Consider the following 23,018-nt stretch of genomic DNA (forward strand, 5'->3'; position numbering starts at 1 on the left):
TTGTTGGTGCTATTCAATCACAATTCTGGGTCCTGATTGGCCCAGATTTTCTTCTATTTTTTCCTGAACGCGTTCACCGAGAGCTCTGTAAATAGCCGCATGAGTGCTGTCAGGTTCCGTCACCGTGATCGGCGTGCCGGCATCCGATGTTTTGCGAATATCCATATGTAGAGGCACCTCGCCAAGGAAATCTACGCCGAGTTCAGCAGCCGTTTCACGGGCGCCACCATGACCAAATATATCGGACCGCTCGCCGCACGAGGGGCACAGGAAGTAGCTCATGTTCTCAACAATTCCCATTACTGGAACATCAACTTTTCGAAACATATTCAAACCCTTGCGAGCATCAAGTAATGCGATATCTTGAGGCGTAGAGATGATCACAGCGCCCGTCAGGGGTACTTTTTGTGCCATGGTCAATTGCGCATCTCCTGTGCCTGGCGGCATGTCGACGACAAGTACATCCAATTCTCCCCAGGCAACATCAAATACCATTTGCTGAAGCGCGCTCATTATCATCGGTCCGCGCCAGATCATTGGTGTGTCTTCTTCCACCAAAAATCCCATGGACATGACTTTCAATCCCCATTTTTCCTTGGGAATGAGCTTCTTGCCATCTTTAGAATCGGGCTTTCCCGAAATTCCAAGCATCCGTGGAAGGGAAGGGCCGTAAACATCCGCATCCAGCATGCCGACTTTTAATCCCTGCGCCTGCAGGCCGAGGGCTATATTTACGGCACAAGTTGATTTTCCAACGCCGCCTTTACCCGAAGCTATGGCAACAATTGCGGCAACTCCGGGAACTTCCGGTTTCTGAGACGGCTGCTGCTGTTGCGGTGGTGGGGCTTTTGGAGCAGATGCAGGTGCAGCTGGAGCCTGTTCGGCGGTCATAACCGCACTGACAGAAGAAACACCGTTTAAAGCAAAGACTGCATCCTCACACTGCTTACGGACGATTTCCATCTCGTTTGCGTCGGCAGGGTTGATTTCCAGAGCGAATCCAATATTGCCGTCCTTGACGACTAAACCGCTGATAATTCCCAGTTCTACAACATTTTTGCCGGATTTCGGCTCAATAATCTTCTCCAGACAACTGAGAATGACCTGCTCATTTATCACTGACATGCTTGACAACTCCGACTTGAACACAAAATGGTTAGCGTAGGGCTTAGAATTACTTATGTTGGTACGTTGCAGAAATGTGCAGGGTGTCATATAACGCGACTACGTAAAGTTAGCAAACGCGCAAATCAGCGCAGTACAGAGGAGACACGATCTCATGCCTTGGAGCAATCAGGGTGGTAACGACGGAGGCTGGCAAGGCGGCGGTGGAAATCGCGGACCTTGGGGGCAGGGACCAAGTGGTCAGCAACCCCCCAATCTGGAAGATATCATTAAAAAAGGTCAGGAAAGATTTAAAGATGTCATTCCGGGTGGAGGCGGCGGAAAAATTGGATTACTGATTGTTCTGCTCGTCGCCATCACGGCATGGCTGCTGAGCGGATTCTATAAAGTCGAGACAACAGAACAGGGAGTGGTCTTACGATTCGGCAAATGGATCACTACGACACAACCAGGGCTGAACTATCATTACCCGTATCCGATCGAAACCGTTCTGACACCGCAAGTAACAAAAATCAACTCGGTTGAAGTCGGTTTTCGCGCGACGCGTAATGGCGGCACAGCACCGGTTGAAGCCGAAAGCCTGATGTTGACCGGCGATGAAAATATTGTTGATGTCGGGTTTACGGTCCTTTGGAAGATCAAGGATGCCGGAAAATATCTGTTTAATGTGAACGACCCTGAGCAGACCATCAAGGCCGTTGCGGAAAGCGCTATGCGTGAAGTCATTGGCAGGACAGACCTGACGGCAGCAATTACCGAAGGACGTTTGCTGGTTGAAACTGAAGTGCGTAAGCGTTTGCAGGAAGTCTTGGATGAGTATGGGACGGGCGTTGATGTTGCCCAGGTACAACTGAAAAATGCGGAGCCACCTAACCAGGTTATCGCGTCTTTCCGTGATGTGCAGGCAGCGGAAGCCGACAAAGAACGGGCGCAAAATGAAGCGCTGGCTTATTCCAATGATATCATACCCCGGGCCCGTGGTCGGGCAGAGCAAGTGCGCCAGCAAGCCGAAGGTTATAAACAGCAGGTAATCGCTGAAGCGACAGGTGAGGCAGCGCGCTTTATCTCCATTTACGATGAGTATGTGAAGGCACCGTATGTGACCCGTCAGCGGATCTATCTTGAAAGTCTTCAGGAAGTCTTTACCGGCAAGAAGAAGATAATAATCGACGGCGGTACAACAGGTGGCACAGGTGTTGTGCCATATCTGCCGCTGACTGAATTGCAAAAAGGAGTGACCAACAAATGAACAGAACATTCCTAACAGTCATTGCAATTTTGGTGGTCGCCGGTGGCTTCGTTGCGGCAAGCTCAATGTTTACTGTGTACCAATCTGAGCAAGCTATTGTTATGCAATTCGGTAAGCCACAGAAAGTTATCCAGGAGCCGGGTTTACAGTTCAAGATACCGTTTGTTCAAGATGTTGTCTTTGTCGATAAGCGGGTTTTGTCGGTCAGTACAAACCGTGAAGAAATTGTCACGTTGGACCAGAAGCGTCTGATGGTGGATAGTTTTGCGCGTTTCCGGATCGCCAATCCCTTGCTATATTATCAGTCGTTTGGGAACATTCAAATTGCCTATCAGCGCTTGGAAACAATCCTGAACTCGCAATTGCGACAAAATTTGGGCCGCCAGATCCTGACAAACATTGTGTCTGGTGAACGGTCAAATTTGATGAACCAGATCAAGACGCAAGTGAATGTAGAAGCGAAAGCATCGGGCATTGAAGTCGTGGATGTGCGAATTGTCCGTGCTGACCTGCCGCAGGAAAACAGTGAAAAAGTTTTCGAAAGAATGCGGTCACAGCGTGAGCAAGAAGCCAAGGAGATCCGCGCGACGGGTGCGGAAATTGCGCAGCGTATCAAAGCTAATGCCGACAGGCAACGGACGGTCTTGATTGCGGAAGCACAACGGGATTCCGAGATCCTTCGGGGTACTGGTGATGGTGAGAAGAACCGTATCTTTGCGGAAGCATTTGGTAAGGATCCCGACTTTTTCTCCTTCTACCGGTCCATGCAGGCGTATCGGGAATCAATCTCTGATGACGATACCTCCATGGTCTTGTCGCCAGATTCAGAATTTTTCCGGTTCTTTGATCAGGAAAACGTGAATCCAGATAAAGCAAACTAATTTCTGTTTTTTGGTAAGGCCCGCAAATTTTTTTGCGGGCCTTTTCATTTGGAGGTCACGTGTTATCCGATTTTATTTTAGCAGGCGCACTCATTTTGTTTATTGAAGGTGCTCTTTATGCGCTTTTTCCCGATGGCATGAAGAAAATGATGATCTCCGTCCTTGAAACGCCCAGTCATATTTTACGCATATTTGGCCTTATCGCGGCGATAGCTGGCGTTGCCATTGTATGGGTTTTGCGTGGATAGGACCCTCAGACGAAGCTATTTTCACAGTTTCGAGAGTTAACCACTATTCTTTCGCTTATGTATGTACATTACACATTTTCGCCTTATTTGATTTCTAGGTAACTATCCAGAGTGCATTCGCGGTATTTAACCGGTTGGAAGCAAGTTGTGTCATCAGTTGTTCTTCTGCCCGCAGTATGGCTATATATGGATCGTCATTGGCAGGTGGTGTAAATCGGAGGAAATAGAGTCTTGTATAATAGATATTCAGAGTTGCCGAAAAAGGCAGAAGTCAGAGCGCGAAGCCTGGAAAATCATGTTTCTCGAGAGAGAAAATACGGTTTGTTCGTCCTCTCGGCTGTAACAGTCTTCGTTTTTACAGTTGGTCTTGCATTGAATGCTAAAGCGCGTGGTGCTCCGGAAAGCTTTGCTGATCTGGTGGAGCAATTGTCACCAGCTGTTGTCAATATTTCGACGACACAAACTGTTAAAGCCGGCGGAGGCGGCGGTGCCCCGCAATTACCTGAAGGTCATCCTTTTGAAGATTTTTTCAAGGACTTTGGACCAAAGGGTAAAGACGGAGAGCGGAGCAGAAAGGCGACTTCGTTGGGATCCGGATTTGTTGTGGATGCGAAGGCCGGATATGTCATTACGAATAACCATGTGATTGATGGTGCTGATGAAATTACGGTTGTTTTCACTGATGGTGAAAAGCTCCCTGCAACGCTAGTAGGAACGGACCCCAAAACAGATATCGCTGTTTTGAAAGTTGATCCCAATGGTCATAAGCTTGTCGGCGTGAGCTGGGGAGATAGTGAAAAATCCCGTGTGGGTGATTGGGTGTTAGCCATTGGCAATCCCTATGGATTAGGCGGGACGGTAACCGCTGGAATTATCTCCGCGGATAATCGCGATATACGGTCTGGTCCTTATGACGACTATATTCAAACAGACGCTTCTATTAACAAAGGTAACTCTGGCGGTCCCTTGTTTAATATGGACGGTGAGGTAATCGGAATTAATACGGCTATCTTCTCACAATCAGGCGGCAGTATCGGAATTGGCTTTTCAATTCCTTCACAACTAGCGGAACCTGTCGTCAAGCAATTGATCGAATTTGGTAAAACACGCCGTGGATGGCTTGGCGTCGTTATTCAACCTGTAACCGAAGAATTTGCCGAAAGCCTCGATCTCAAGAGCACGGACGGAGTATTGGTTGCCGGCGTTCCTGAAGAAGGCCCCGCCTTTAAAGCAGGTATCAAGGCTGGTGATGTAATCTTGGAGTTTAATGGTGAAGTAGTTGCGGAGCCGCGAGAGCTTTCCCGTTTGGTGGCGGATACAAAAGTTGGATCAAAAGTAACGGTCGACTTATGGCGCAACGGCGAGAAAAAAGAAGTATCTGTTGTTCTTGGAGAGCTTGAAAAAGCCGAGACTCAAATGGCCGCTGTGTCGCCTGCCGAAGTTGAAGACGGAAAAACCGTCGAAAAGCTTGGGATGGAACTGGCCACCGTTAATGATGGCCTTCGGAAGAAATTTAACTTAGGTGCCACCGCTGAAGGTGTCGTCATTACGAATGTTGATCCAGCTTCTGAAGCGGCAGAGAAAGATATTCGCCCTGGAGATATCCTTTTGGAAGTTCAGTTGGAACCAGTCTCAACGACGGATCAAGTGAAGTCGCAGCTTAAAGCCATTGCCGATACAGATAAGAAGTCAGTGCTGATGCTGCTTAAACGGGGTCAAAATTCACGGTTTGTTGCGTTGAGCTTGGGTAAAGACAAGGGATAAGAGCATCCCGAAAAGTAAGGGCGCCCATCATACCGATGCGGCGCCCTTTTTTATGCGTGAACGAATTCCGCTGAACTGTAACCTTGAAAATAAAGAAGTGTGGTTAGGTCACCATGCCGTATTTGTGCATCGGCTGCCGCTGCTGCTTTTGGCTTCGCATGAAAGGAAACTCCAAAGCCCGCGGCTTCTATCATAGGAATATCATTTGCGCCGTCGCCAACAGCCATGGTCAATCTTCTCTCAATGGATTTCTCTTCCATTAAACGGAGCAAAGTATCGAGTTTTGCTTGCGAGTTCAAAATCGGTTCCGCGGCGACGCCGGATAGGACACCATCTTCGAACAGGAGTTCATTACTTAAATCCATATGAAAGCCTACGGCTTCTTTCACACGGCTGGTAAAGAAAGTGAAACCACCAGATACAAGCGCCGTATATACTCCGTTTGACGTCAGGGTTTTGAGAAGCGTTCTTGCACCTGGCATCAAGGCGACACGATCTTTGTAAACTTGCTCCAATACGTCTTCTTGAAGGCCTTTGAGCATAGCGACACGGGCGCGAAAAGCATCATTAAAATCCAACTCCCCGTGCATTGCCTTTTCAGTTATCGCGGAAACTTCGGTTTTCAGGCCGACAAAATCTGCAATCTCATCAATACATTCTACCGTGATTATTGTACTATCCATATCCGCAAGGAATAACTGCTTCCGTCGATGCTCAGCCGGTTGAAAACTATAGTCTATGTCCTGGAGTAAGGCGTCTGTTGATAAATTGGAAATTACATCATGATGGTCAGCTGTCCTCAGGGTGATGTCGCAGGCGATCTTTTCATGCAGCCATCTGATGTCCAGAATCTCGCAGTTGGCAGCACTTAGCTTTGCCATCACCTCGTCAGCAAGATTGCGCATTGACGCGGGCGCTGTATGATCAGCAACTAAAGTTAATACTGAATTTTTAGCCATCATTACGACAGATCGTCTCCATATGGATACTAAGGTTATTCCCATAATTCGGCAGGAAGGATGCCTTCTTTTAGCAGGGCCAACGGCAAGCGGCAAATCCGCATTGGCCGTTGCGATTGCGCAAGAATTTGACGGTGTCATAATTAACGCAGATAGCATGCAAATTTATAGTGGATTGCATGTTTTAACAGCCCGTCCTAGCCCAGAGGAAGAGGCTGCTGCCCCTCATCGCCTCTATGGTATATTAGCTCCAGAAGACTATTGTACTGCTGCCAGATGGCGAGATATGGCTCTGACAGAAGTTGAGTCAGCGCGGAATGCGGGCAAGCTGCCGATTGTTGTTGGTGGTACTGGTTTGTATTTTGATATTCTGACGAAGGGCATAGCGGAAGTTCCGAAAATATCGGAGGATCTCCGAGCGCGGCTTCGCGACAAGCAACAGTTAGAAGGCAATGCGGTTATCCATGCCATGTTGCGCGAAAAAGACCCTGCTATGGCGGAAACTCTTAATGAAGGTGATACGCAACGGTTGCTACGGGCGCTAGAAGTCGTAGAAGAGACGGGTATTCCTCTTGGGGATTGGCATCGGAAAGCACCGAATGGTCCTATATTAGAGGGTGCGCGACTATGGCTCGCGCTCACACCGGAACGGCAATGGTTGTATGATCGGTGTGACCGACGCCTTGATTGGATGATTGAGTTTGGGAGTGCCTTAGATGAAGTGAGGGAACTGCGAAATCGCCGACTTGATTCAACCTTACCGGCACTGAAGGCACTGGGTGTTCCGGAACTTATCCAGTTTATTGACGGTGAAATGGAGTTGGAGGCCGCAGTAAACCGGATAAAAATGCTCACGAGGCGCTATTCAAAACGTCAATTGACATGGGTTCGGAATAAGATGTGCGAAGCTAAATTGTCTTCCGCGCAAGATTTGGAAAGTTTAAAGGTAGAATTCTTTCCATTTATTCGCCGTTTTTTGTTGACCTGAGGGTTTTGACGAGCTAGGTTCCGCAAATTGGCGGTCCATGGGAAACCATGAGATGAGCTAGGAATCGCCCGGGAATTACTCGGGCGCATTTTTTTCATGTTCTTTCAGTTAGAACAAAGCAGACAGATTAGGAAAAGCCGATGGCTAGCCAGAAGATGACAGGAGCGGAAATCGTAATAAAGGCCTTAACGGATCAAGGCGTGGAAGTGATTTTTGGATACCCTGGTGGCGCCGTCCTTCCACTTTATGACGAGCTTTTCAAACAAAATAGCATTCGGCATATTCTGGTGCGCCAGGAAGGCGGCGCGGTTCATGCAGCAGAAGGCTATGCGCGATCAACCGGTAAGCCTGGTGTTGTCCTTGTTACATCGGGGCCTGGTGCAACAAATGCGGTCACAGGTCTTGCTGATGCATTGATGGATAGTATTCCTATTATCTGTCTGACAGGGCAGGTGGCAACCCACATGATCGGAAATGATGCTTTTCAAGAAGCAGATACCGTTGGGATTACGCGACCGGTTACCAAACATAATTACCTGGTTAAAGACGCCAATGATATGGCGCGGACAATCCATGAGGCTTTCTATGTTGCAACCAATGGCCGGCCAGGTCCGATTGTTGTCGATTTGCCGAAGGATATTCAGCTTTCGGAAGGCACTTACCAACCACCTGGAATGATCAAGCACAAAAGTTACAAACCGGTTGTCAAAGGCGATCTAAAGGCGATCAAAGCAGCCGTTAAATTGATTGCCGGTGCCAAAAAGCCAGTATTTTATTCTGGGGGTGGCGTTATTAACTCCGGCCCTAAAGCCTCCAAGTTGCTTACGCAATTCGTTCGTATGACAGGATACCCGATTACGAACACTTTAATGGGGCTGGGTGCCTACCCGGCCTCGGATAATCAGTTTCTGGGCATGTTGGGAATGCATGGCACATATGAAGCAAATCATGCGATGCATGATTGTGACGTGATGGTGTGTATTGGCGCTCGTTTTGATGACAGGATCACCGGTCGGTTAGATGCGTTTTCTCCCCACTCAAAAAAAATCCATGTGGATATTGATCCTTCATCGATCAATAAGAATATTTCGGTCGATATTCCGATCGTTGGCGATGTAGGGCATGTTCTTGAAGATATGATCAAGATCTGGAAATCTGAAGTTCACAAACCTGATACAAATGCCCTTAAAAAATGGTGGGCTGAAATTGAAGGTTGGCGCTCTGTGGATTGCCTGAAGTTCGTACAAAAAGGTAAATTTATTAAGCCGCAATATGCTTTGTCGCGCCTCAATGAGCTGACGAAAGGCATGGATCGATACTTCACGACAGAAGTTGGACAGCATCAGATGTGGGCCGCTCAATATCTGGAATTTGATGAGCCAAACCGCTGGATGACATCGGGAGGGCTTGGTACCATGGGATACGGGCTTCCAGCTGCAATGGGTGTGCAAATCGCGCATCCGGACTCTTTGGTGGTCGATGTGGCTGGTGAAGCTTCTACGATGATGAACATTCAGGAAATGTCGACTATCCTTCAATACCGATTGCCGGTCAAAATATTCATTCTGAATAATGAGTATATGGGAATGGTGCGGCAATGGCAGGAACTTCTGCATGGTGGCCGCTATTCGGAAAGTTATATGGAAAGCTTGCCGGATTTCGTAAAACTGGCGGAAGCTTTTGGGTCCACTGGATTGCGTTGTACAGACCCCTCAAAAGTCGATGACTGCATTAAGGAGATGTTGGCGATCGATGGCCCCGTATTGGTCGATATGGTCGTCGATAAGGAAGAAAATGTCTATCCAATGGTTCCATCCGGTGCAGCGCATAACGAGATGCTGCTCGGCGGTGAACAGGACAACGAAGGGCCTAAGGTTACGTCCGACGGATTATCATTGGTTTAGGCAAAAATTGCTACACGCGAAAAGCTATGGATTTAAGCAAGACGCTGGGTTAAAAGAGACCCGCGTTTGCAGAAGGAATGCTATGTAATGGGTCACGATACCGAAATTTTTCGTCATACTATTTCCGTTCTTGTTGATAATGAGTTCGGCGTACTCGCTCGCGTGGTCGGATTATTCTCCGGGCGCGGATACAATATTGAAAGTCTGACTGTTGCGAAAGTGGATGATCAAGACAATCTATCGCGTATTACTATTGTAACCTCCGGAACATTGATGGTTATTGAGCAGATTAAGGCGCAATTGAACAGGCTTGTTCCTGTACATAAAATATCTGACCTGACCGTTGAGGGCCCAAGTGTTGAACGGGAAATGGCATTGGTCAAAGTTATTTGTAAAGGTGAAAAACGCGTAGAAGCGCTGCGGATGGCCGACATATTCAGAGCGAGAGCGATTGATACCACTGAGGATTCGTTTATTTTCGAAGTTACGGGCGTACGCGACAAAGTCAAAGCCTTTATCGCTTTGATGGAGCCGCTCGGAAAAGCAGAAGTTTGTCGGACAGGCGTGGTCGCTATTCGGCGAGGTATAGACACCATCTGACCAGATGGAACAAGTAAACATTATTCAAACAAAGCTATCAAATTAGAAGGAAGATGAAGATGCGCGTTTATTACGACAGCGATGCCGATGTAAATCTGATCAAAGGTAAAAAAGTTGTCATCGTTGGCTACGGAAGCCAGGGGCATGCCCATGCAAACAATCTGAATGATTCAGGTGTAAAGGAAGTTGCTGTTGCATTGCGTGAAGGTTCTTCTTCTGCAGCAAAAGCTGAAGCGGCAGGCCTTACAGTAATGACACCAGTAGATGCAGCTAAGTGGGCTGATGTCGTCATGATGTTGACACCGGATGAATTGCAGGCTGATATCTACGAAATGGATCTTGCGCCAAATATGAAACCAGGTGCTGCTCTCGTCTTTGCTCATGGTTTGAATATACATTTCAATTTGATTGAAGCTCGCGGTGATCTGGACGTATTTATGATTGCTCCGAAAGGTCCTGGGCACACGGTACGGTCTGAATATCAGCGTGGTGGCGGTGTTCCATGTCTTGTTGCTGTTCATCAGGACAGCTCTGGTAACGCGTTGGAAATAGCGCTTTCCTATGCTTCTGCAATCGGTGGTGGTCGTGCCGGTGTCATTGAAACATCCTTTAAAGAAGAATGTGAAACTGACCTGTTCGGTGAGCAAGCCGTTCTTTGTGGTGGACTCGTAGAATTGATCCGAGCCGGCTTTGAAACACTTGTCGAAGGTGGATATGCGCCGGAAATGGCATATTTCGAGTGCTTGCATGAAGTTAAGCTAATTGTTGACCTGATTTATGAAGGCGGTATTGCCAATATGAATTACTCCATCTCCAATACAGCTGAGTATGGTGAGTATGTGACGGGGCCACGTATTATCACGGCTGAAACCAAGGCAGAAATGAAGCGCGTTCTGGATGATATCCAAACAGGTAAATTCACCCGCGACTTCATGCTGGAAAATAAAGTTCGTCAGACAAGCTTCAAAGCTATTCGGGCGCGCAACGATGCCCATCCAATTGAAGAGGTTGGCGCACGTCTTCGGGCCATGATGCCGTGGATTGCTGAAGGTCGTTTAGTCGATAAAGCTAAAAACTAATATTACAAATAGTTACTCAGACAAAGCCGGCATTTATGTCGGCTTTGTTATGTTCAGCCTCTACACACTCTGCTATGCTAGCATCTGCTATCTTTGTCTTTCATAAAGAGAGTATTAAGATTAACGGAATTTACGCAAATGATCGCTTCCGAAGAGAAATCATTTGCCTGAAAGCCTTGAAAAATCGTAAGTAAGTTTATTGAAAAAGGTTGGAAAAAATTAACTATCTTCTGCGATAAACATTAGGCTGTCGTAATAGCTTGTCTGTATAAAGCGTCGTTATGGCATAGTAAAATAATATCAGTACTAGGAAAAACAGGGCATTTAGTTCAATTTTTCCAAGCAAGAATTGAGTGCCTGATAGTATTTCGGTATTGGATTTTGGGGGCAGTCATTGCGTCCAGTTGAAATTGGTGAATGAGGCGAATTAATGTTTTCCAGATTACTCGGATGGATGTCTGCCGATATGGCGATAGACCTTGGTACAGCTAATACGCTGGTATATGTAAAAGGTCGGGGTATTGTCCTGAACGAACCGTCAGTTGTGGCGATTCTTCATAACAAAGGCAAAAAGCAAGTTCTAGCTGTCGGCGACGAAGCTAAAATGATGTTGGGCCGTACGCCTGGAAACATTGAAGCCATCCGGCCACTACGGGACGGCGTGATTGCTGATTTCGAAATTGCCGAAGAAATGATCCGGCATTTTATTCATAAAGTGCATAAGCGTCGTAGCTTCGCCCGGCCTTTAATTATTATTTGCGTACCTTCCGGATCAACAGCAGTGGAACGTAAAGCGATTAAGGAAGCCGCTGAAAATGCGGGCGCTCGCCAGGCGATCCTGATCGATGAACCGATGGCAGCCGCGATTGGCGCCGGTCTACCAGTTACTGAGCCTACCGGGTCCATGGTCGTCGATATAGGTGGCGGAACTACTGAAGTAGCTGTGTTGTCACTTGGCGGCATTGTTTATTCAAAAAGCGTCCGGGTAGGCGGCGACAAGATGGATGAAGCGATCATCGCTTATATCCGTCGCAATCATAATTTACTTGTTGGGGAAAGCTCTGCTGAACGGATCAAGAAAATGATCGGCTCTGCCTGTCCGCCTGAGGACGGTAATGGGGAAACCATGGAAATTCGGGGCCGAGATCTTATGAACGGGGTACCGAAAGAACTTGTGATCAGTGAGCGTCAAGTGGCGGAAGCTCTTGCCGAGCCAGTGGGTGCTATTATTGAGGCCGTTAAAGTCGCATTGGAACATACAGCTCCGGAATTGGCTGCAGATATTGTGGACAAAGGGATCGTTCTGACAGGCGGCGGCGGATTGCTTGGAAATTTCGATCATGTGCTGCGTCACGCAACCGGATTGCCAGTTTCCATCGCTGAAGAACCACTGTCCTGCGTCGCTATAGGGACAGGTCGGGCGCTTGAAGAACTTAAAACGCTCCGTCACGTATTAAGCGGCGAAACACGCAGCTTTTAATTTGCTGACGTAAAACTAAAATTACCACTGGAGTGCAGGTGAATGGCACCTCGACAAGGAAAAGTATTTAATCTGGCATGGCCGCTGAAAACGATTGTTCAGCGGTTTGCCTTTTTAGCCCTCGTCGCAATTTCCATTGCTTTGCTTTTCATAGGTAAGGCCAATATTGTCGGCATCGACAAACTTCGTATGGCGACGGCAGATGTTGCAGCTCCAATACTCGCGACAATATCGCAGCCAGTAGATGCCTTCAATCAGGCAGTAGCACGCCTTCAAAAACTTACTAATATTGTTGAAGAAAATGAACGTTTGCGGGAAGAAAATTCCCGCTTGTTGAAATGGCAGGCTGTTGGCCGCTCTCTTTCTCAGGAAAACGAAAACTACCGGCAACTTCTCAATGCTCTTTCAGATCCACTCGTTCTTCCGATTACTGCGCGAGTTGTTGGAGATTCCGGGGGACCGTATGTAAGAACGCTGCTGTTAAGCGCAGGAAGCCGCGATGGTGTGCGCATTGGCCAAGCTGTTGTTGGGCCTTTGGGATTGGTTGGACGTATCTCTGAAGTTGGAGAACGGTCTGCCCGTGTTTTGCTGCTGACAGATTTGAACTCACGCATACCTGCAGTTTTGGAAAATTCTCGCCACAAAGGAATTCTTGTCGGAGATAACTCGACTTCTCCAGCGCTGGAGTTTTTGCCAAACACAGCGGTGGTTGCGGCCGGTGATCGAATTGTTACTTCTGGGGATGGGGGTATGCTACCTGCCGGGAGACCAATTGGTATCGTATCTTCTGTTTCCGAAAGCAAAATACGTGTTCAGACATTTACGGATTGGAGCAGGCTGGAATATGTCAGTGTACTTCGATATGATTTACCTGGCATGAGCAGCCCCGAAGAAAATCCTGGTGATATGGGCGAAAGCAGATTGGGTGGAAAGTGACCCCTACAATAGCATATCAGCTTAATCGGTTGCTGCGCGGAAGTACCCCTTTCGTCCTTACACTCCTGTTAGCTTTGCTTAGCGTTGTCCCTACTGGTATATCGGGGTTTGCGGTTGTTACACCGGCATTTGTATCGATTTCAGTATTCTATTGGAGCATTCACCGGCCCTATTTAATGTCGGCCCCGCTCGTCTTTCTTATTGGAATTTTCTCGGATTTCCTCACGGGTGCTCCCTTGGGCTTGACTTCTTTAATGTTACTGATTGTCCACGGAATTGCGCTTTCGCAGCGACGCGTATTTATTGGAAAGGCTTTTTTACTGACGTGGTGGGGGTATTTGCTGGTTGCCTTTGGTATTTCCGTTATTAGCTGGCTAGTTACCTGTTTGTACTCACTTACCCTAATCCCGTTGACGCCGATCATGACTCAATTTCTTCTGACGTTGCTGGTGTTTCCTCTCTGCGCTTGGGGCTTTGGGTTTTTGCAGAACAGCCTTCTGAGGCATACCTAAATGGCTAATGATCAACATAAAGAAAAGGGTCGTTTATTTACGCGACGCGCGCTGATGATGGCAGGCGGGCAGGCTGCTTTGATGTCAGCTCTCGCTGGCCGATTATATTATCTTCAAGTCCTCCATTCCGACCAGTATACGACGATGGCCGACGAAAATCGGATGAATATTCAATTGCTGGCACCGCTTCGCGGCCAGATCGTCGATCGGTTTGGTGTGGAAATTGCCAGCAATCGCCATAATTATCGCGTTGTCTTAATCCCGGAGCAAACCAAAAGTGTTGAAGATACGCTCGAAGCTTTGGCACAATTTGTTCCTTATGAAGAAATTGACCTTGAGCGTGTTCTTAAGGAAGTAAAGAAAAAGCGAAGCTTTGTACCAATTCCGGTTGTTGATAATCTCACCTGGGACCAATTTGCGCGGATCAATGTACATAGCCCGGACTTGCCGGGTATCCAAATGGATGTGGGCGCCACCCGGAACTACCCATATGGCGAGTTATTCGCTCATATTGTTGGATATGTTGGCGCAGTGTCAGAAAAAGATCTGCAGACATTGGAGGCAGACCCTCTCCTCGAACTACCAGAATTTCGCATTGGTAAAAGTGGCATAGAAAAATTTTATGATAAGCCGCTGCGCGGGAAAGCCGGATATAGTCGTGTCGAAGCAAATGCCTATGGGCGAATTATCCGTGAGTTGAACCGCGAGGAGGGAACGCCGGGTACCGAAGCCGTTCTGACCATCGATAAGAAGTTGCAAGAATTTACTGCGAAACGTATGGGCGCAGACAGTGCCGCTGCCGTTGTCATGGATATACATACTGGTGATATCCTGTCGATGGTATCCGTGCCATCCTTTGACCCCAATGCATTTGCCAATGGGATCAGCAGTAAAGAGTGGAAAGAGCTGGTCTCAAATTCCAAACGGCCACTTGGAAACAAAGCGATCGGCGGGCAATACCCTCCGGGATCTACCTTTAAGATGATTGTCGCACTAGCTGCATTGGAAACAGGCGTAATTACCGATAGTCATGAAGTGTTCTGCAGAGGACATACAAATTTAGGCAAACACCGCTTTCATTGTTGGAAACGTGGTGGGCATGGAAAATTGAACCTTGAGAATGCAATTTCTCAATCTTGCGATATCTATTTCTACGATATTGCACGAAAGGTAGGCGTTGATCGTATCGCAGAGATGGCTCACAGATTTGGACTTGGCGAGAAATCGGATATTGATATTTTAGGTGAGCGCGCAGGCTTAATCCCAACCAAAGCATGGAAATATGCGGTACAGGGTGTGAAATGGCAACTGGGTGAAACCTACAATACCGGGATCGGTCAAGGGTTTGTCTTGACCACTCCACTGCAGCTCGCCGTAATGACCGCTCGCCTGGCAAATGGCGGAAAAGTTGTCAAGCCGAGATTGGTCCGGACTGTCGGTGGACGGGATACAGATGCTCTACTGCTCGGTGAGACAAATGTCGAAGAATTTCCTTCAATTGGTATTACGCCTTCATCTCTCAGGACTGTGCTTCGGGGAATGAATAAAGTGGTGAATGGTAAGCGGGGTTCTGCGCGCGCGGCTAAGATAAAGACAGAAGGCTGGGAGATGGCCGGAAAAACCGGTACAGCTCAGGTTCGCCGAATATCAAAGAAAGAACGAATTGAGGGTGTTCGTAAAGCTCATGAAAGACCATGGGAAGAGCGGGATCATGCCTTATTCGTTGGATTTGCGCCCTATAACGACCCCAGATATGCCGTAGCGGTTATTGTTGAGCATGGGGGGAGCGGGTCAAAAGCTGCTGCACCTATCGCTCGTGATTTGCTGCAAGAAACTTTACGTCTGGACCCTTTGAGACGCCCGAGCCACGATGTTCTTGCGCGGCGGAAGCCCGGAGGGACAGATGCTTAGGGAACTCGGCGAGAAAAATGTCTCCATACCTCTGACACAAAAAATATGGGATATGAATTGGGGTTTCATATTGCTGATTTGCGCGACGGCCTCTGTTGGTTTCTTGATGCTTTACTCAGCAGCTAGTGGAAATCTGGAGCCCTGGGCCTCCCGCCAAATGATGCGTTTTGGTACCGGTTTGGTACTTATGTTTGTTGTCGCGTTGGTTGATATCCGAATTTGGCTCAACCTTGCTTATCCTCTTTATGCTGTGGCTCTTCTTATGCTTGGGGCTGTAGAGATAATGGGGGTTGTCGGCATGGGCGCGCGTCGATGGGTCGAGATTGGACCCATCCAGCTGCAGCCTTCCGAAATTATGAAGATTACGCTGATAATGGCGATTGCGCGCTACTTTCATAATATTGGGCTGGAGGATGTCAGGAAAATTCGTTGGCTCATACCGCCACTGCTACTTGTAGCGGCACCAGTGGCCCTCGTGCTACGGCAGCCAGACCTTGGCACCGCTTTGTTATTGATCGCTGGGGCAGGGATCGTCTTTTTTGTCGCTGGTGTTAGCTTGTGGATGTTTGCGGCGGTGGTTGGCATCGCGGTGCCGGCGATCTTTTTCGGATATCAATTTCTTCATGAGTATCAGCAAAAACGTATCCTGACATTCCTGAACCCTGAAAACGACCCTTTAGGTGCCGGTTATCATATTCTTCAGTCAAAAATTGCTCTGGGGTCTGGCGGGGTTTTTGGCAAGGGATTGTTGCAGGGGACACAAAGCCATCTGAACTACTTACCGGAAATGCGGACGGACTTTATCTTTAGCATGCTTGCCGAGGAATTTGGCATGATCGGCGGGTTACTTCTGTTTGCCTTGTATGTTCTCCTCATTGCGTATGGATATGCCATAGCCTATCGGTCGCGAAACCATTTTGGTAAGCTGCTGGCAATTGGTATGGCAGGCGTCTTCTTCCTTTATATCTTTATTAACGTGGCAATGGTGATGGGTTTAGTTCCTGTCGTCGGTGTCCCATTGCCGCTCATCTCATATGGCGGTACCGCAATGCTCACGCTGTTAGTCAGCTTTGGCTTGATTATGAGCGTATACTTGCATCGTGATGTTGATATCCCTGGTAAACGGTAGAAGAAGGTACGTCATCAGTAACTTGATATAGAATCAGTTTGTGGTAATTAACCATAACCAAAGAATATTTAACAATAGTGCCGTAAATTAACTATATCGTTTATCCGTAACGTATGATTTATAGGCGAAAAAAAGACGCTCCGATATTCCTCGTACCTTCTGAGATAAGGGATTGAAGTAGCCGTCATTCTACAAAATAGTGATTTAGTTTCAAAGGGTTGTGGCGGCGCTATTATATTTGGCTGAAAAAATTAACCATAATGCCTGCTGTTGACTTATCCACAGTTTAAATCGTATAAATAGAGCATAAACATACGAAAATTTTATGCTTTTTTTTAATTATATTTCTAGCGACATAATAAGTTGAGTGGGAAATGGTACAATGAAAAAACTTTTAGCGACCTTAGCAATTATAGCTTTCACAGCCACGAGCGCACAAGCAGCCGTGATTACTAAATTAACCGATAACTTCGACAATGAGGGAACTCCACAGGCTAATTACGCGGGCTTCACCAATTGGGATATCACAGAAGGCTCTGTCGATCTTGTTGGACCGGGTTACTTTGCGCATCTTTGCCGCGAAGCCCTTGGGAATAGCTGCGTCGATCTGGATGGCTCTACGGGTAACGCTGGCGTAATGACAACGAAAGACGAGTTTGCAGCTGGTACATATGATGTATCCTTTTGGATTTCCGGAAATCAGCGCAGTGGATCTGACGTAGTGGAGTTTTTCTTCGGTGATTACGCGGAAACATTTGAGCTCGCTTTTAATGACCCTTGGCAATTGATCGAGAGAACGATCACAGGGGGCGGTGGACCTAAATTTGGTTTTGAATGTGCTGATGGAGATAATATTTGCGCTGTTATTGATGACGTAGAGATAAAAGTTTCAGCGGTTCCACTTCCAGCAGCATTACCTCTTTTTGGGGCTGCATTATTGGGTATAGGTTTGCTAAGCCGTCGCAAAAAAGCGAAAATGCTACAGACTAGCTAACGTTAGTCAGATTTTGAAATCAGGCGGTCTTTAGGACCGCCTTTTTTTATTTTGTAGGCTTACGCGGTTCAGTGCAGTTTCTCTTGCACCGCCATTGTCATTCAGGTAAATTCTCAACCCTTCAAGAACTGCTTGTTTGCGGTCTCTGGGGGCGCTTAGCTCAGTCGGTAGAGCAGCTGACTCTTAATCAGCGGGTCACAGGTTCGAACCCTGTAGCGCCCACCATATTTTTCAATGACTTACATACAGTTTCGCCTTACACACATTTCGTTAGGTAAGCGTTAGGTAAGCTTCGACGGCAATTTTATTGCTGATTTCACTTTACCCGAAGCCTTTCATTGTTCAGGCTGTGCCCTCCAGAGGGAGGATGATATGGGCCATATTCGGCTTGGCACGTTACCGCGATCCAAGAAGTGGCGGAATGTTGTCGAATTGCTCGACACGAACGCACCATTGGATGAGGTGGCTGCGGCAGCGGCAAAGGCGTCAGAGCTAGATTTAAAACGTGCTTCAAACGATCCGGTGTTCCAACTCGTGGCCAGTCTTCTTGTGCAACTACCTCTTTGGGCCCGCGCGCCTGGATTTGAAGAGGTGTTGTCGACATTAAATATGAGCGTTGAATCGCTCTCTTCCGTTTCTGCCTTCTTGTCAGACATAGATAAATCAATAAATCAAAGTATTTTTGAACTCGGTCGCTCGTCAGACATAGGTGAGCTGTCCCGGCTTGCTCTATTGGAAACATTGTCCGGTGAATTACGCAGCTGCCTTCCGTCTTTATTTGATCCGACACCGAAAGAAATACGGCAAGCATTGGCCTCTTTTTCAAGCGGTTCTAATTTTGCACATTTGGCACGAGCGTTTTTTGCGAAGCTATCCTACAAATCCCTGGACTATTACCTGAGCCGCGAGCTAGCCAATCATACTGGACCGTCGAAACGTTTTTCGAGCGATGCTGCCCGCGTTGATTTCGAACGGGCATTGGCACAGCATACGAATGAAGCCTCCCGGATCGTAGAGGAGTTTGCTGGAGGATGGTACGGCAAAACCGTCTGGAAAGAACAGAAGCTCGACCAAGCAGCAATTAATAAATTCACAGGCTACGCTTTTAAGAAGATGAGGTCCGAACTTGCCCGGCGCCGCGAAATCGCCTGAGCATCATGTCAGATGCCTTGAGCCGATTGCTGATGCAAGTGGCGATGAACAACTGCGGTTTGAGATAGATGGCCATTTAAAAGGCGTCACTGTCCAAATTGCGAGCCTGACCAGAAGTCTCGTTTCCTCACTTCCGGATCATGTCATCGACCTTATTGAAATTGCGTCGTTTATCTATGCCATTGACGCAAGCATTAGCCGCGGAGGGCTGATGGACCAGAAAATGGGCGCAAAGTGGCACCGAAAGTTCAAGGTATGCGTTCCCGTGCGGGATATTGGACTGTGGTCGCGAGCAGAGGTCAAGCAAAGCCTGGAAGAGACATTGATGTTTTTGTCTGGCGATAAGTTTGAATTCACATTCAATAAGTTGACAGACAAACCGCAGACACGAGAACGCTATTTTCATTTTGGCGATGAGGAAGCCTGGACGCCGGATACAGTGATGTTGTTTTCTGGTGGTTTGGATTCCTTTGCTGGCGCACTCGAGGAGATCGTTGAGCATAATAACAAAGTAGCACTTGTCAGCCACTTTTCCGCGACCAAGATAAAGCCCATACAACACGCCTTGCAGAAAGCTATGGCTGATAAGTTGGGAACAAAGAACCTGAAACATTTCCAGACAAAAGTGCAGTTAAAGGCCGGAACGAATAATGAGGGGACGCACAGAACAAGATCGTTCCTGTTTGCAACTCTCGCCATGACTATCGCAACGGTATTCGGCAAAGACAGGATATCCTTTTATGAAAACGGCGTCGTCAGCCTCAATCTTACTCCCGTGGGGAATGTTGTTGGAACGCGGGCCACTCGGACGACGCATCCGCAGACGCTTACCCGCTTTGGCTCCTTCTTCAGTCATGTTTTTAGTAAACCGCTGCGGGTCGACAATCCGTTTTTCTGGCGCACGAAAAAAGAAGTCGTCGAGAAAATCTCTCGCCTCGGTTTGGCCGACCAGATTGCCCACACGAGAAGCTGTGCCGATGTTCACAATCAGACGAAGCAATACCCTCATTGTGGACGCTGCTCCCAATGTATCGATCGCCGGTTCGCTATATTGTCAGCAGGATTAGAACGGTATGATCCGGAAGAAGCGTATTTTGTCGATCTGATGAGGGGCTCGAGAAAAGCGGTTCAGGATAAGGAAGTTGCGCTGTCATATGTTCGCAGCGCTCTTGCTTTTGACACATTATCTTCAATACAACTGGAGCAGGACTTTCCTACTGTGTTTGCGGTTATTCAATATCTTGATGAAAAACCTGGTACGGCCTTGGAGCTAATATCCAACCTTCTCAAACGTCATGGAGCCGGAATTATCTCCGTAATGAACAAATTTGCGGATCGCGATGAACCCGATGCGTTCTCGGTCAATAGCCTGCCGTCCCTATATGGTGATATAAAGCGGAAGCAGGGCCGGGAACTATTCAGCCCGACCATTGCAGAGAGTACTATAGAAATCCCCCTTGAACAATTACGACTGAGATTCGATATCAAGCGCAAGATACTCTTGATCGACGACAAAGTTGAGGTTACGGATGCGTCATATCGTTTACTGTTAGAACTGGCAAACATAAATCGGAAAGCGGCGGGTCAAGGAAAAGAACTACTTGATTACCCGGCAATATCTTCATTTAATCTTTGTAAGCGTTTAAATCTAGCCAGTGAAGAAACCGTTCGACGTAGTATTAAACGCACTCGAGATAACCTTAACAGAAAGTGCCTCTCAGCTGGTATGGCGCCTGGACACGGCAGTGAGCTTATCGAAAATCTACTCGGAAAAGGATATCGACTGAAACCTGACTTAGTGGAAGTCATTCTAAAGAGCATGGATTAGTTTTTTGCCGATCATAATTTAATCTTCATCCCCATTGTTCAACGGACCGCGTTTGCGAAATTTGTTGAATAGCTCTATCTGGCGGCCAGTAGCGACAGATCCATAAGAGTGGATGGTCGTGAGCACATCGTCATGCCCCATATTTTGGGACCATGCCGTGAGGTCTTCAGGCGTTCGACAATGCTTTTTGGCAAGCTCTACAATAGTATCGCGTATTCTGTGCGGGGAGAAAGATGGCAGCCCCGCATCCAGGAAAGCCTGCTTGAATATTTTCGCGGCCGAAGATGGGTTGGCCCACGGCTCTCGAGAAATGCCAATTGCTTCAAATAGTCGGGACTTTCCCACAGCAACTTCAGTCTTCGGGAATAACGGGTCACTTCCTGAAAACAGATGGTCAGTTTTTAACTCATCGATCCAGTCGCGAACAATCTGCTCTACCCGTTCGTCTACTGGAAAAAAGCCTGTGACGAACGACTTTCCGAATTTTGTGTTGACGGTTCGGCCATCAAATCCCACGCATGAATTTTCCAGATCAACATGTCCCAGTTGTAACGAGATGGCTGCGCCTTCCCGTGAAGCTGTCAGGAAAAGGAATGCAATCAAGGCTCTGTTGCGTCTTTGTAGTACAGTATCTGTCGGCATAGACAGTAGCAGACGCGTTACTTGCTTAGGTGACGGGTGAGGCTTCCACAAGCTACCTCTACGGGCTATTTCCGACTTACGGCCCGGCGATAGATACGCAACGTCGGAATATGATACCTTGGACTTGTACCCTGGCTGATCGGCTAACCACGAATAGAAGCCCTTGAGTTCTCGCAACATACCGTTGATCGAGCTTTGAGAGAGACTTGCCCCTGTGCGCTCATTCTTCCGGGCTGATAAGAAGCGCTTGAAAGCGCGTGCCTGTTCAGAGTGGAATGTTCGAAAATCCTTCTTGCCGAGGAACTTTTCGTAAGCAGAAATTACGGCAGCGGCTTTGTCAATGGATGCTTCCGACAATCCCCTGGCATCCTTTAACCAGACAAGGTATTTGCGCTTGATCCGCAGGTTATTTGATGTGTGTTTTAACATTGGTTTTTGCCTCATCAGTTAAGGTTACATATAGGGGGGCTTCTATTGAGGACACTATTCTTGCGTCCGCTTGCTGGATTGTGATCTCGATTTTAGCCCGGATTACATCAAGATCATTGCGACAGATCACCTTGTTAATGATAGATCCACAGGACGGACAGAGAGCCGTCAGCATGCCTGTTGTCACTGTTTTCTGGGTGTAGTCGGCGATTTTACCGTCCGGTTCCTGTGGCAACCTACAGCCCAGGCAATAAAGGTGGTGGAGAGCCAGCTTGCACTTGGCCTTTTGCCGTTTATGGCCCAGGAATAATTTTAAATCCCATCCCGTGACCAACCACGGTTTTTGATTGGTATCGGCAATCAATCCATCAAACTTGATCCATCGAATTACTGTCTGCTTGTGCTTACGAACTGCTTCGGCAGCTTCCCAGACCGTATATATACGATGGCCTTTTATACTTGTTGGATTTCCGCGCTTTCCCATTAGAATTTCTCCGAAGACAACGGACCTGACGTATTCTGGCAGAGGCGTTCAGCCTCATACTTTTCGATACCTTCCATTGGATAGATAACTCCGGCTCCGATCTTCAAGAAGACAGGCCCTTTTCCAAGCCAACGCCATTGTTCTAAAGTTCGGGGAGATTTGTTCCATCTAGCTGCAAGTTTCTCAGTTGATAATCCAAACATTTTTTACCTCATCTTTTCTACTGAACCCGTGGGAGTACGAGTTAGTTCATGAAGAAAATTTACAATTCTATGAGGGGACAGTATGTGTACAGACAGCCGAGAGGCGTGAACAAATGAGGGCGTAAGCTATTGAATTAATTAGGCTTAAGAAAAGAAGGTGTGGCACTGAGATATTTTGATGTGACTCAATTAGAGGTAAGGGCTCCTGTAGGCAGATTCCTTCTCTTCATCACTACCGGGTAGCGGCAGAAATCATGAGATGAATTGGTGGTATTGTATAAGGGGTGATTTGTCTCGTAAATGCTGGCGGGAAACAGTGCAATGCACTTCGGCTTTGTAGCAACAGCGGCTGTTTTCTATACCCAAAAATGACTTCGGCTTAGTCACCTCATAACGGGCATTTAGTATCTGAAATTGGATTTCCCGATTTCAACTTCCGCTTTTCGCTCGGTTGCAGACATATATTCACCGCTCTAAAAGAGTCTGTTTTGTGCCACAAGCGGACATTGTAGCGCTATTGC

General features: G+C 47.5%; 20 protein-coding genes, 1 tRNA gene and 1 pseudogene. 17 read left to right on the forward strand and 5 right to left on the reverse strand.

Features of this window, described 5'->3' with window-relative positions; genetic code table 11:
- Positions 1-9: 9 nt before the first annotated feature.
- Complete coding sequence (apbC, locus tag V7723_RS15025) at positions 10-1,125, reverse strand: iron-sulfur cluster carrier protein ApbC (RefSeq protein WP_335685305.1); 1,116 nt, start codon at positions 1,123-1,125, stop codon at positions 10-12.
- A gap of 154 nt (positions 1,126-1,279) precedes the next feature.
- Here apbC and hflK point away from each other — a divergent pair, with 154 nt between their 5' ends.
- The 4 genes from hflK (at position 1,280) to V7723_RS15045 (ending at position 5,267) form a co-directional block, all read left to right on the forward strand.
- Positions 1,280-2,374 carry an FtsH protease activity modulator HflK gene (hflK, locus tag V7723_RS15030; RefSeq protein WP_335685306.1) on the forward strand — a complete coding sequence of 365 codons (1,095 nt, stop codon included), beginning with the start codon at positions 1,280-1,282 and terminating at the stop codon, positions 2,372-2,374.
- Positions 2,371-3,255, forward strand: a complete 885-nt coding sequence (hflC, locus tag V7723_RS15035) for a protease modulator HflC (RefSeq protein WP_335685307.1) — start codon at positions 2,371-2,373, stop codon at positions 3,253-3,255. The genes hflK and hflC overlap by 4 nt, the downstream gene beginning before the upstream one ends.
- A gap of 59 nt (positions 3,256-3,314) precedes the next feature.
- The gene (locus V7723_RS15040) at positions 3,315-3,503 is read left to right on the forward strand and encodes a DUF2065 domain-containing protein (protein ID WP_335685308.1); all 189 of its coding nucleotides are present in this window, start codon (positions 3,315-3,317) and stop codon (positions 3,501-3,503) included.
- A 231-nt stretch (positions 3,504-3,734) separates the two neighbouring features.
- Complete coding sequence (locus V7723_RS15045; RefSeq protein ID WP_335685309.1) at positions 3,735-5,267, forward strand: DegQ family serine endoprotease; 1,533 nt, start codon at positions 3,735-3,737, stop codon at positions 5,265-5,267.
- Positions 5,268-5,317: 50 nt separating this feature from the next.
- On the opposite strand, the gene serB is transcribed toward V7723_RS15045, so the two are convergent.
- Positions 5,318-6,229: a phosphoserine phosphatase SerB gene (gene serB, locus V7723_RS15050; RefSeq protein ID WP_335685310.1), complete on the reverse strand. Its 912-nt coding sequence runs from the start codon at positions 6,227-6,229 to the stop codon at positions 5,318-5,320.
- 19 nt (positions 6,230-6,248) lie between these two features.
- On the opposite strand from serB, the gene miaA reads away from it, so the two are divergent.
- The 13 genes and pseudogenes from miaA (at position 6,249) to V7723_RS15115 (ending at position 20,739) form a co-directional block, all read left to right on the forward strand.
- Positions 6,249-7,214 (forward strand): tRNA (adenosine(37)-N6)-dimethylallyltransferase MiaA, encoded by a 966-nt coding sequence (miaA, locus tag V7723_RS15055; RefSeq protein WP_335685311.1) that lies wholly within the window; start codon positions 6,249-6,251, stop codon positions 7,212-7,214.
- Positions 7,215-7,354: 140 nt separating this feature from the next.
- The gene (locus V7723_RS15060) at positions 7,355-9,118 is read left to right on the forward strand and encodes an acetolactate synthase 3 large subunit (protein ID WP_335685312.1); all 1,764 of its coding nucleotides are present in this window, start codon (positions 7,355-7,357) and stop codon (positions 9,116-9,118) included.
- Between the two features lie 87 nt (positions 9,119-9,205).
- Complete coding sequence (gene ilvN, locus V7723_RS15065; protein WP_335685313.1) at positions 9,206-9,718, forward strand: acetolactate synthase small subunit; 513 nt, start codon at positions 9,206-9,208, stop codon at positions 9,716-9,718.
- A 35-nt stretch (positions 9,719-9,753) separates the two neighbouring features.
- Positions 9,754-10,797 (forward strand): annotated as a pseudogene (gene ilvC, locus V7723_RS15070) (ketol-acid reductoisomerase); the annotation flags it as partial.
- 430 nt (positions 10,798-11,227) lie between these two features.
- Positions 11,228-12,277 carry a rod shape-determining protein gene (locus tag V7723_RS15075; RefSeq protein WP_335685314.1) on the forward strand — a complete coding sequence of 350 codons (1,050 nt, stop codon included), beginning with the start codon at positions 11,228-11,230 and terminating at the stop codon, positions 12,275-12,277.
- 42 nt (positions 12,278-12,319) lie between these two features.
- A complete protein-coding gene (gene mreC, locus V7723_RS15080; RefSeq protein ID WP_335685315.1) occupies positions 12,320-13,213 on the forward strand; it encodes a rod shape-determining protein MreC in 894 nt (297 codons plus the stop codon).
- Complete coding sequence (mreD, locus tag V7723_RS15085) at positions 13,210-13,725, forward strand: rod shape-determining protein MreD (protein WP_335685316.1); 516 nt, start codon at positions 13,210-13,212, stop codon at positions 13,723-13,725. The genes mreC and mreD overlap by 4 nt, the downstream gene beginning before the upstream one ends.
- Complete coding sequence (gene mrdA, locus V7723_RS15090; RefSeq protein ID WP_335685317.1) at positions 13,726-15,636, forward strand: penicillin-binding protein 2; 1,911 nt, start codon at positions 13,726-13,728, stop codon at positions 15,634-15,636. It abuts the gene before it with no gap.
- Positions 15,629-16,765: a rod shape-determining protein RodA gene (gene rodA, locus V7723_RS15095; protein ID WP_335685318.1), complete on the forward strand. Its 1,137-nt coding sequence runs from the start codon at positions 15,629-15,631 to the stop codon at positions 16,763-16,765. The genes mrdA and rodA overlap by 8 nt, the downstream gene beginning before the upstream one ends.
- A 382-nt stretch (positions 16,766-17,147) precedes the next feature.
- Positions 17,148-17,759 carry a VPLPA-CTERM sorting domain-containing protein gene (locus V7723_RS15100; RefSeq protein WP_335685319.1) on the forward strand — a complete coding sequence of 204 codons (612 nt, stop codon included), beginning with the start codon at positions 17,148-17,150 and terminating at the stop codon, positions 17,757-17,759.
- A 149-nt stretch (positions 17,760-17,908) separates the two neighbouring features.
- Positions 17,909-17,984, forward strand: a tRNA-Lys gene (locus V7723_RS15105).
- A gap of 147 nt (positions 17,985-18,131) precedes the next feature.
- Positions 18,132-18,911 (forward strand): hypothetical protein, encoded by a 780-nt coding sequence (locus tag V7723_RS15110; protein WP_335685320.1) that lies wholly within the window; start codon positions 18,132-18,134, stop codon positions 18,909-18,911.
- Positions 18,886-20,739, forward strand: coding sequence for a 7-cyano-7-deazaguanine synthase (locus tag V7723_RS15115; RefSeq protein ID WP_335685321.1), 1,854 nt, complete (start codon positions 18,886-18,888; stop codon positions 20,737-20,739). The genes V7723_RS15110 and V7723_RS15115 overlap by 26 nt, the downstream gene beginning before the upstream one ends.
- 18 nt (positions 20,740-20,757) lie before the next feature.
- On the opposite strand, the gene V7723_RS15120 is transcribed toward V7723_RS15115, so the two are convergent.
- Genes V7723_RS15120 through V7723_RS15130 form a run of 3 tightly spaced genes read right to left on the reverse strand, consistent with a single transcriptional unit; the run spans position 20,758 to position 22,497 of the window.
- Complete coding sequence (locus V7723_RS15120; protein ID WP_335685322.1) at positions 20,758-21,810, reverse strand: tyrosine-type recombinase/integrase; 1,053 nt, start codon at positions 21,808-21,810, stop codon at positions 20,758-20,760.
- Positions 21,788-22,294 carry a hypothetical protein gene (locus V7723_RS15125; protein ID WP_335685323.1) on the reverse strand — a complete coding sequence of 169 codons (507 nt, stop codon included), beginning with the start codon at positions 22,292-22,294 and terminating at the stop codon, positions 21,788-21,790. Before V7723_RS15125 ends, V7723_RS15120 begins: the two co-directional genes overlap by 23 nt.
- Positions 22,294-22,497 carry a DNA-binding protein gene (locus tag V7723_RS15130; protein WP_335685324.1) on the reverse strand — a complete coding sequence of 68 codons (204 nt, stop codon included), beginning with the start codon at positions 22,495-22,497 and terminating at the stop codon, positions 22,294-22,296. The genes V7723_RS15125 and V7723_RS15130 overlap by 1 nt, the downstream gene beginning before the upstream one ends.
- Positions 22,498-23,018 lie beyond the last annotated feature (521 nt).

It is taken from the genome of Sneathiella sp., from assembly GCF_036960985.1.
Taxonomy (GTDB): domain Bacteria; phylum Pseudomonadota; class Alphaproteobacteria; order Sneathiellales; family Sneathiellaceae; genus Sneathiella.

Coding starts and splice junctions, on each gene's coding strand:
- apbC (WP_335685305.1), bottom strand. CDS start 1,125: ATGTCAGTGATAAATGAGCAGGTCATTCTCAGTTGTCTGGAGAAGATT.
- hflK (WP_335685306.1), top strand. CDS start 1,280: ATGCCTTGGAGCAATCAGGGTGGTAACGACGGAGGCTGGCAAGGCGGC.
- hflC (WP_335685307.1), top strand. CDS start 2,371: ATGAACAGAACATTCCTAACAGTCATTGCAATTTTGGTGGTCGCCGGT.
- serB (WP_335685310.1), bottom strand. CDS start 6,229: ATGATGGCTAAAAATTCAGTATTAACTTTAGTTGCTGATCATACAGCG.
- miaA (WP_335685311.1), top strand. CDS start 6,249: ATGGATACTAAGGTTATTCCCATAATTCGGCAGGAAGGATGCCTTCTT.
- V7723_RS15060 (WP_335685312.1), top strand. CDS start 7,355: ATGGCTAGCCAGAAGATGACAGGAGCGGAAATCGTAATAAAGGCCTTA.
- ilvN (WP_335685313.1), top strand. CDS start 9,206: ATGGGTCACGATACCGAAATTTTTCGTCATACTATTTCCGTTCTTGTT.
- V7723_RS15075 (WP_335685314.1), top strand. CDS start 11,228: ATGTTTTCCAGATTACTCGGATGGATGTCTGCCGATATGGCGATAGAC.
- mreC (WP_335685315.1), top strand. CDS start 12,320: ATGGCACCTCGACAAGGAAAAGTATTTAATCTGGCATGGCCGCTGAAA.
- mrdA (WP_335685317.1), top strand. CDS start 13,726: ATGGCTAATGATCAACATAAAGAAAAGGGTCGTTTATTTACGCGACGC.
- rodA (WP_335685318.1), top strand. CDS start 15,629: ATGCTTAGGGAACTCGGCGAGAAAAATGTCTCCATACCTCTGACACAA.
- V7723_RS15100 (WP_335685319.1), top strand. CDS start 17,148: ATGAAAAAACTTTTAGCGACCTTAGCAATTATAGCTTTCACAGCCACG.
- V7723_RS15110 (WP_335685320.1), top strand. CDS start 18,132: ATGGGCCATATTCGGCTTGGCACGTTACCGCGATCCAAGAAGTGGCGG.
- V7723_RS15120 (WP_335685322.1), bottom strand. CDS start 21,810: ATGTTAAAACACACATCAAATAACCTGCGGATCAAGCGCAAATACCTT.
- V7723_RS15125 (WP_335685323.1), bottom strand. CDS start 22,294: ATGGGAAAGCGCGGAAATCCAACAAGTATAAAAGGCCATCGTATATAT.
- V7723_RS15130 (WP_335685324.1), bottom strand. CDS start 22,497: ATGTTTGGATTATCAACTGAGAAACTTGCAGCTAGATGGAACAAATCT.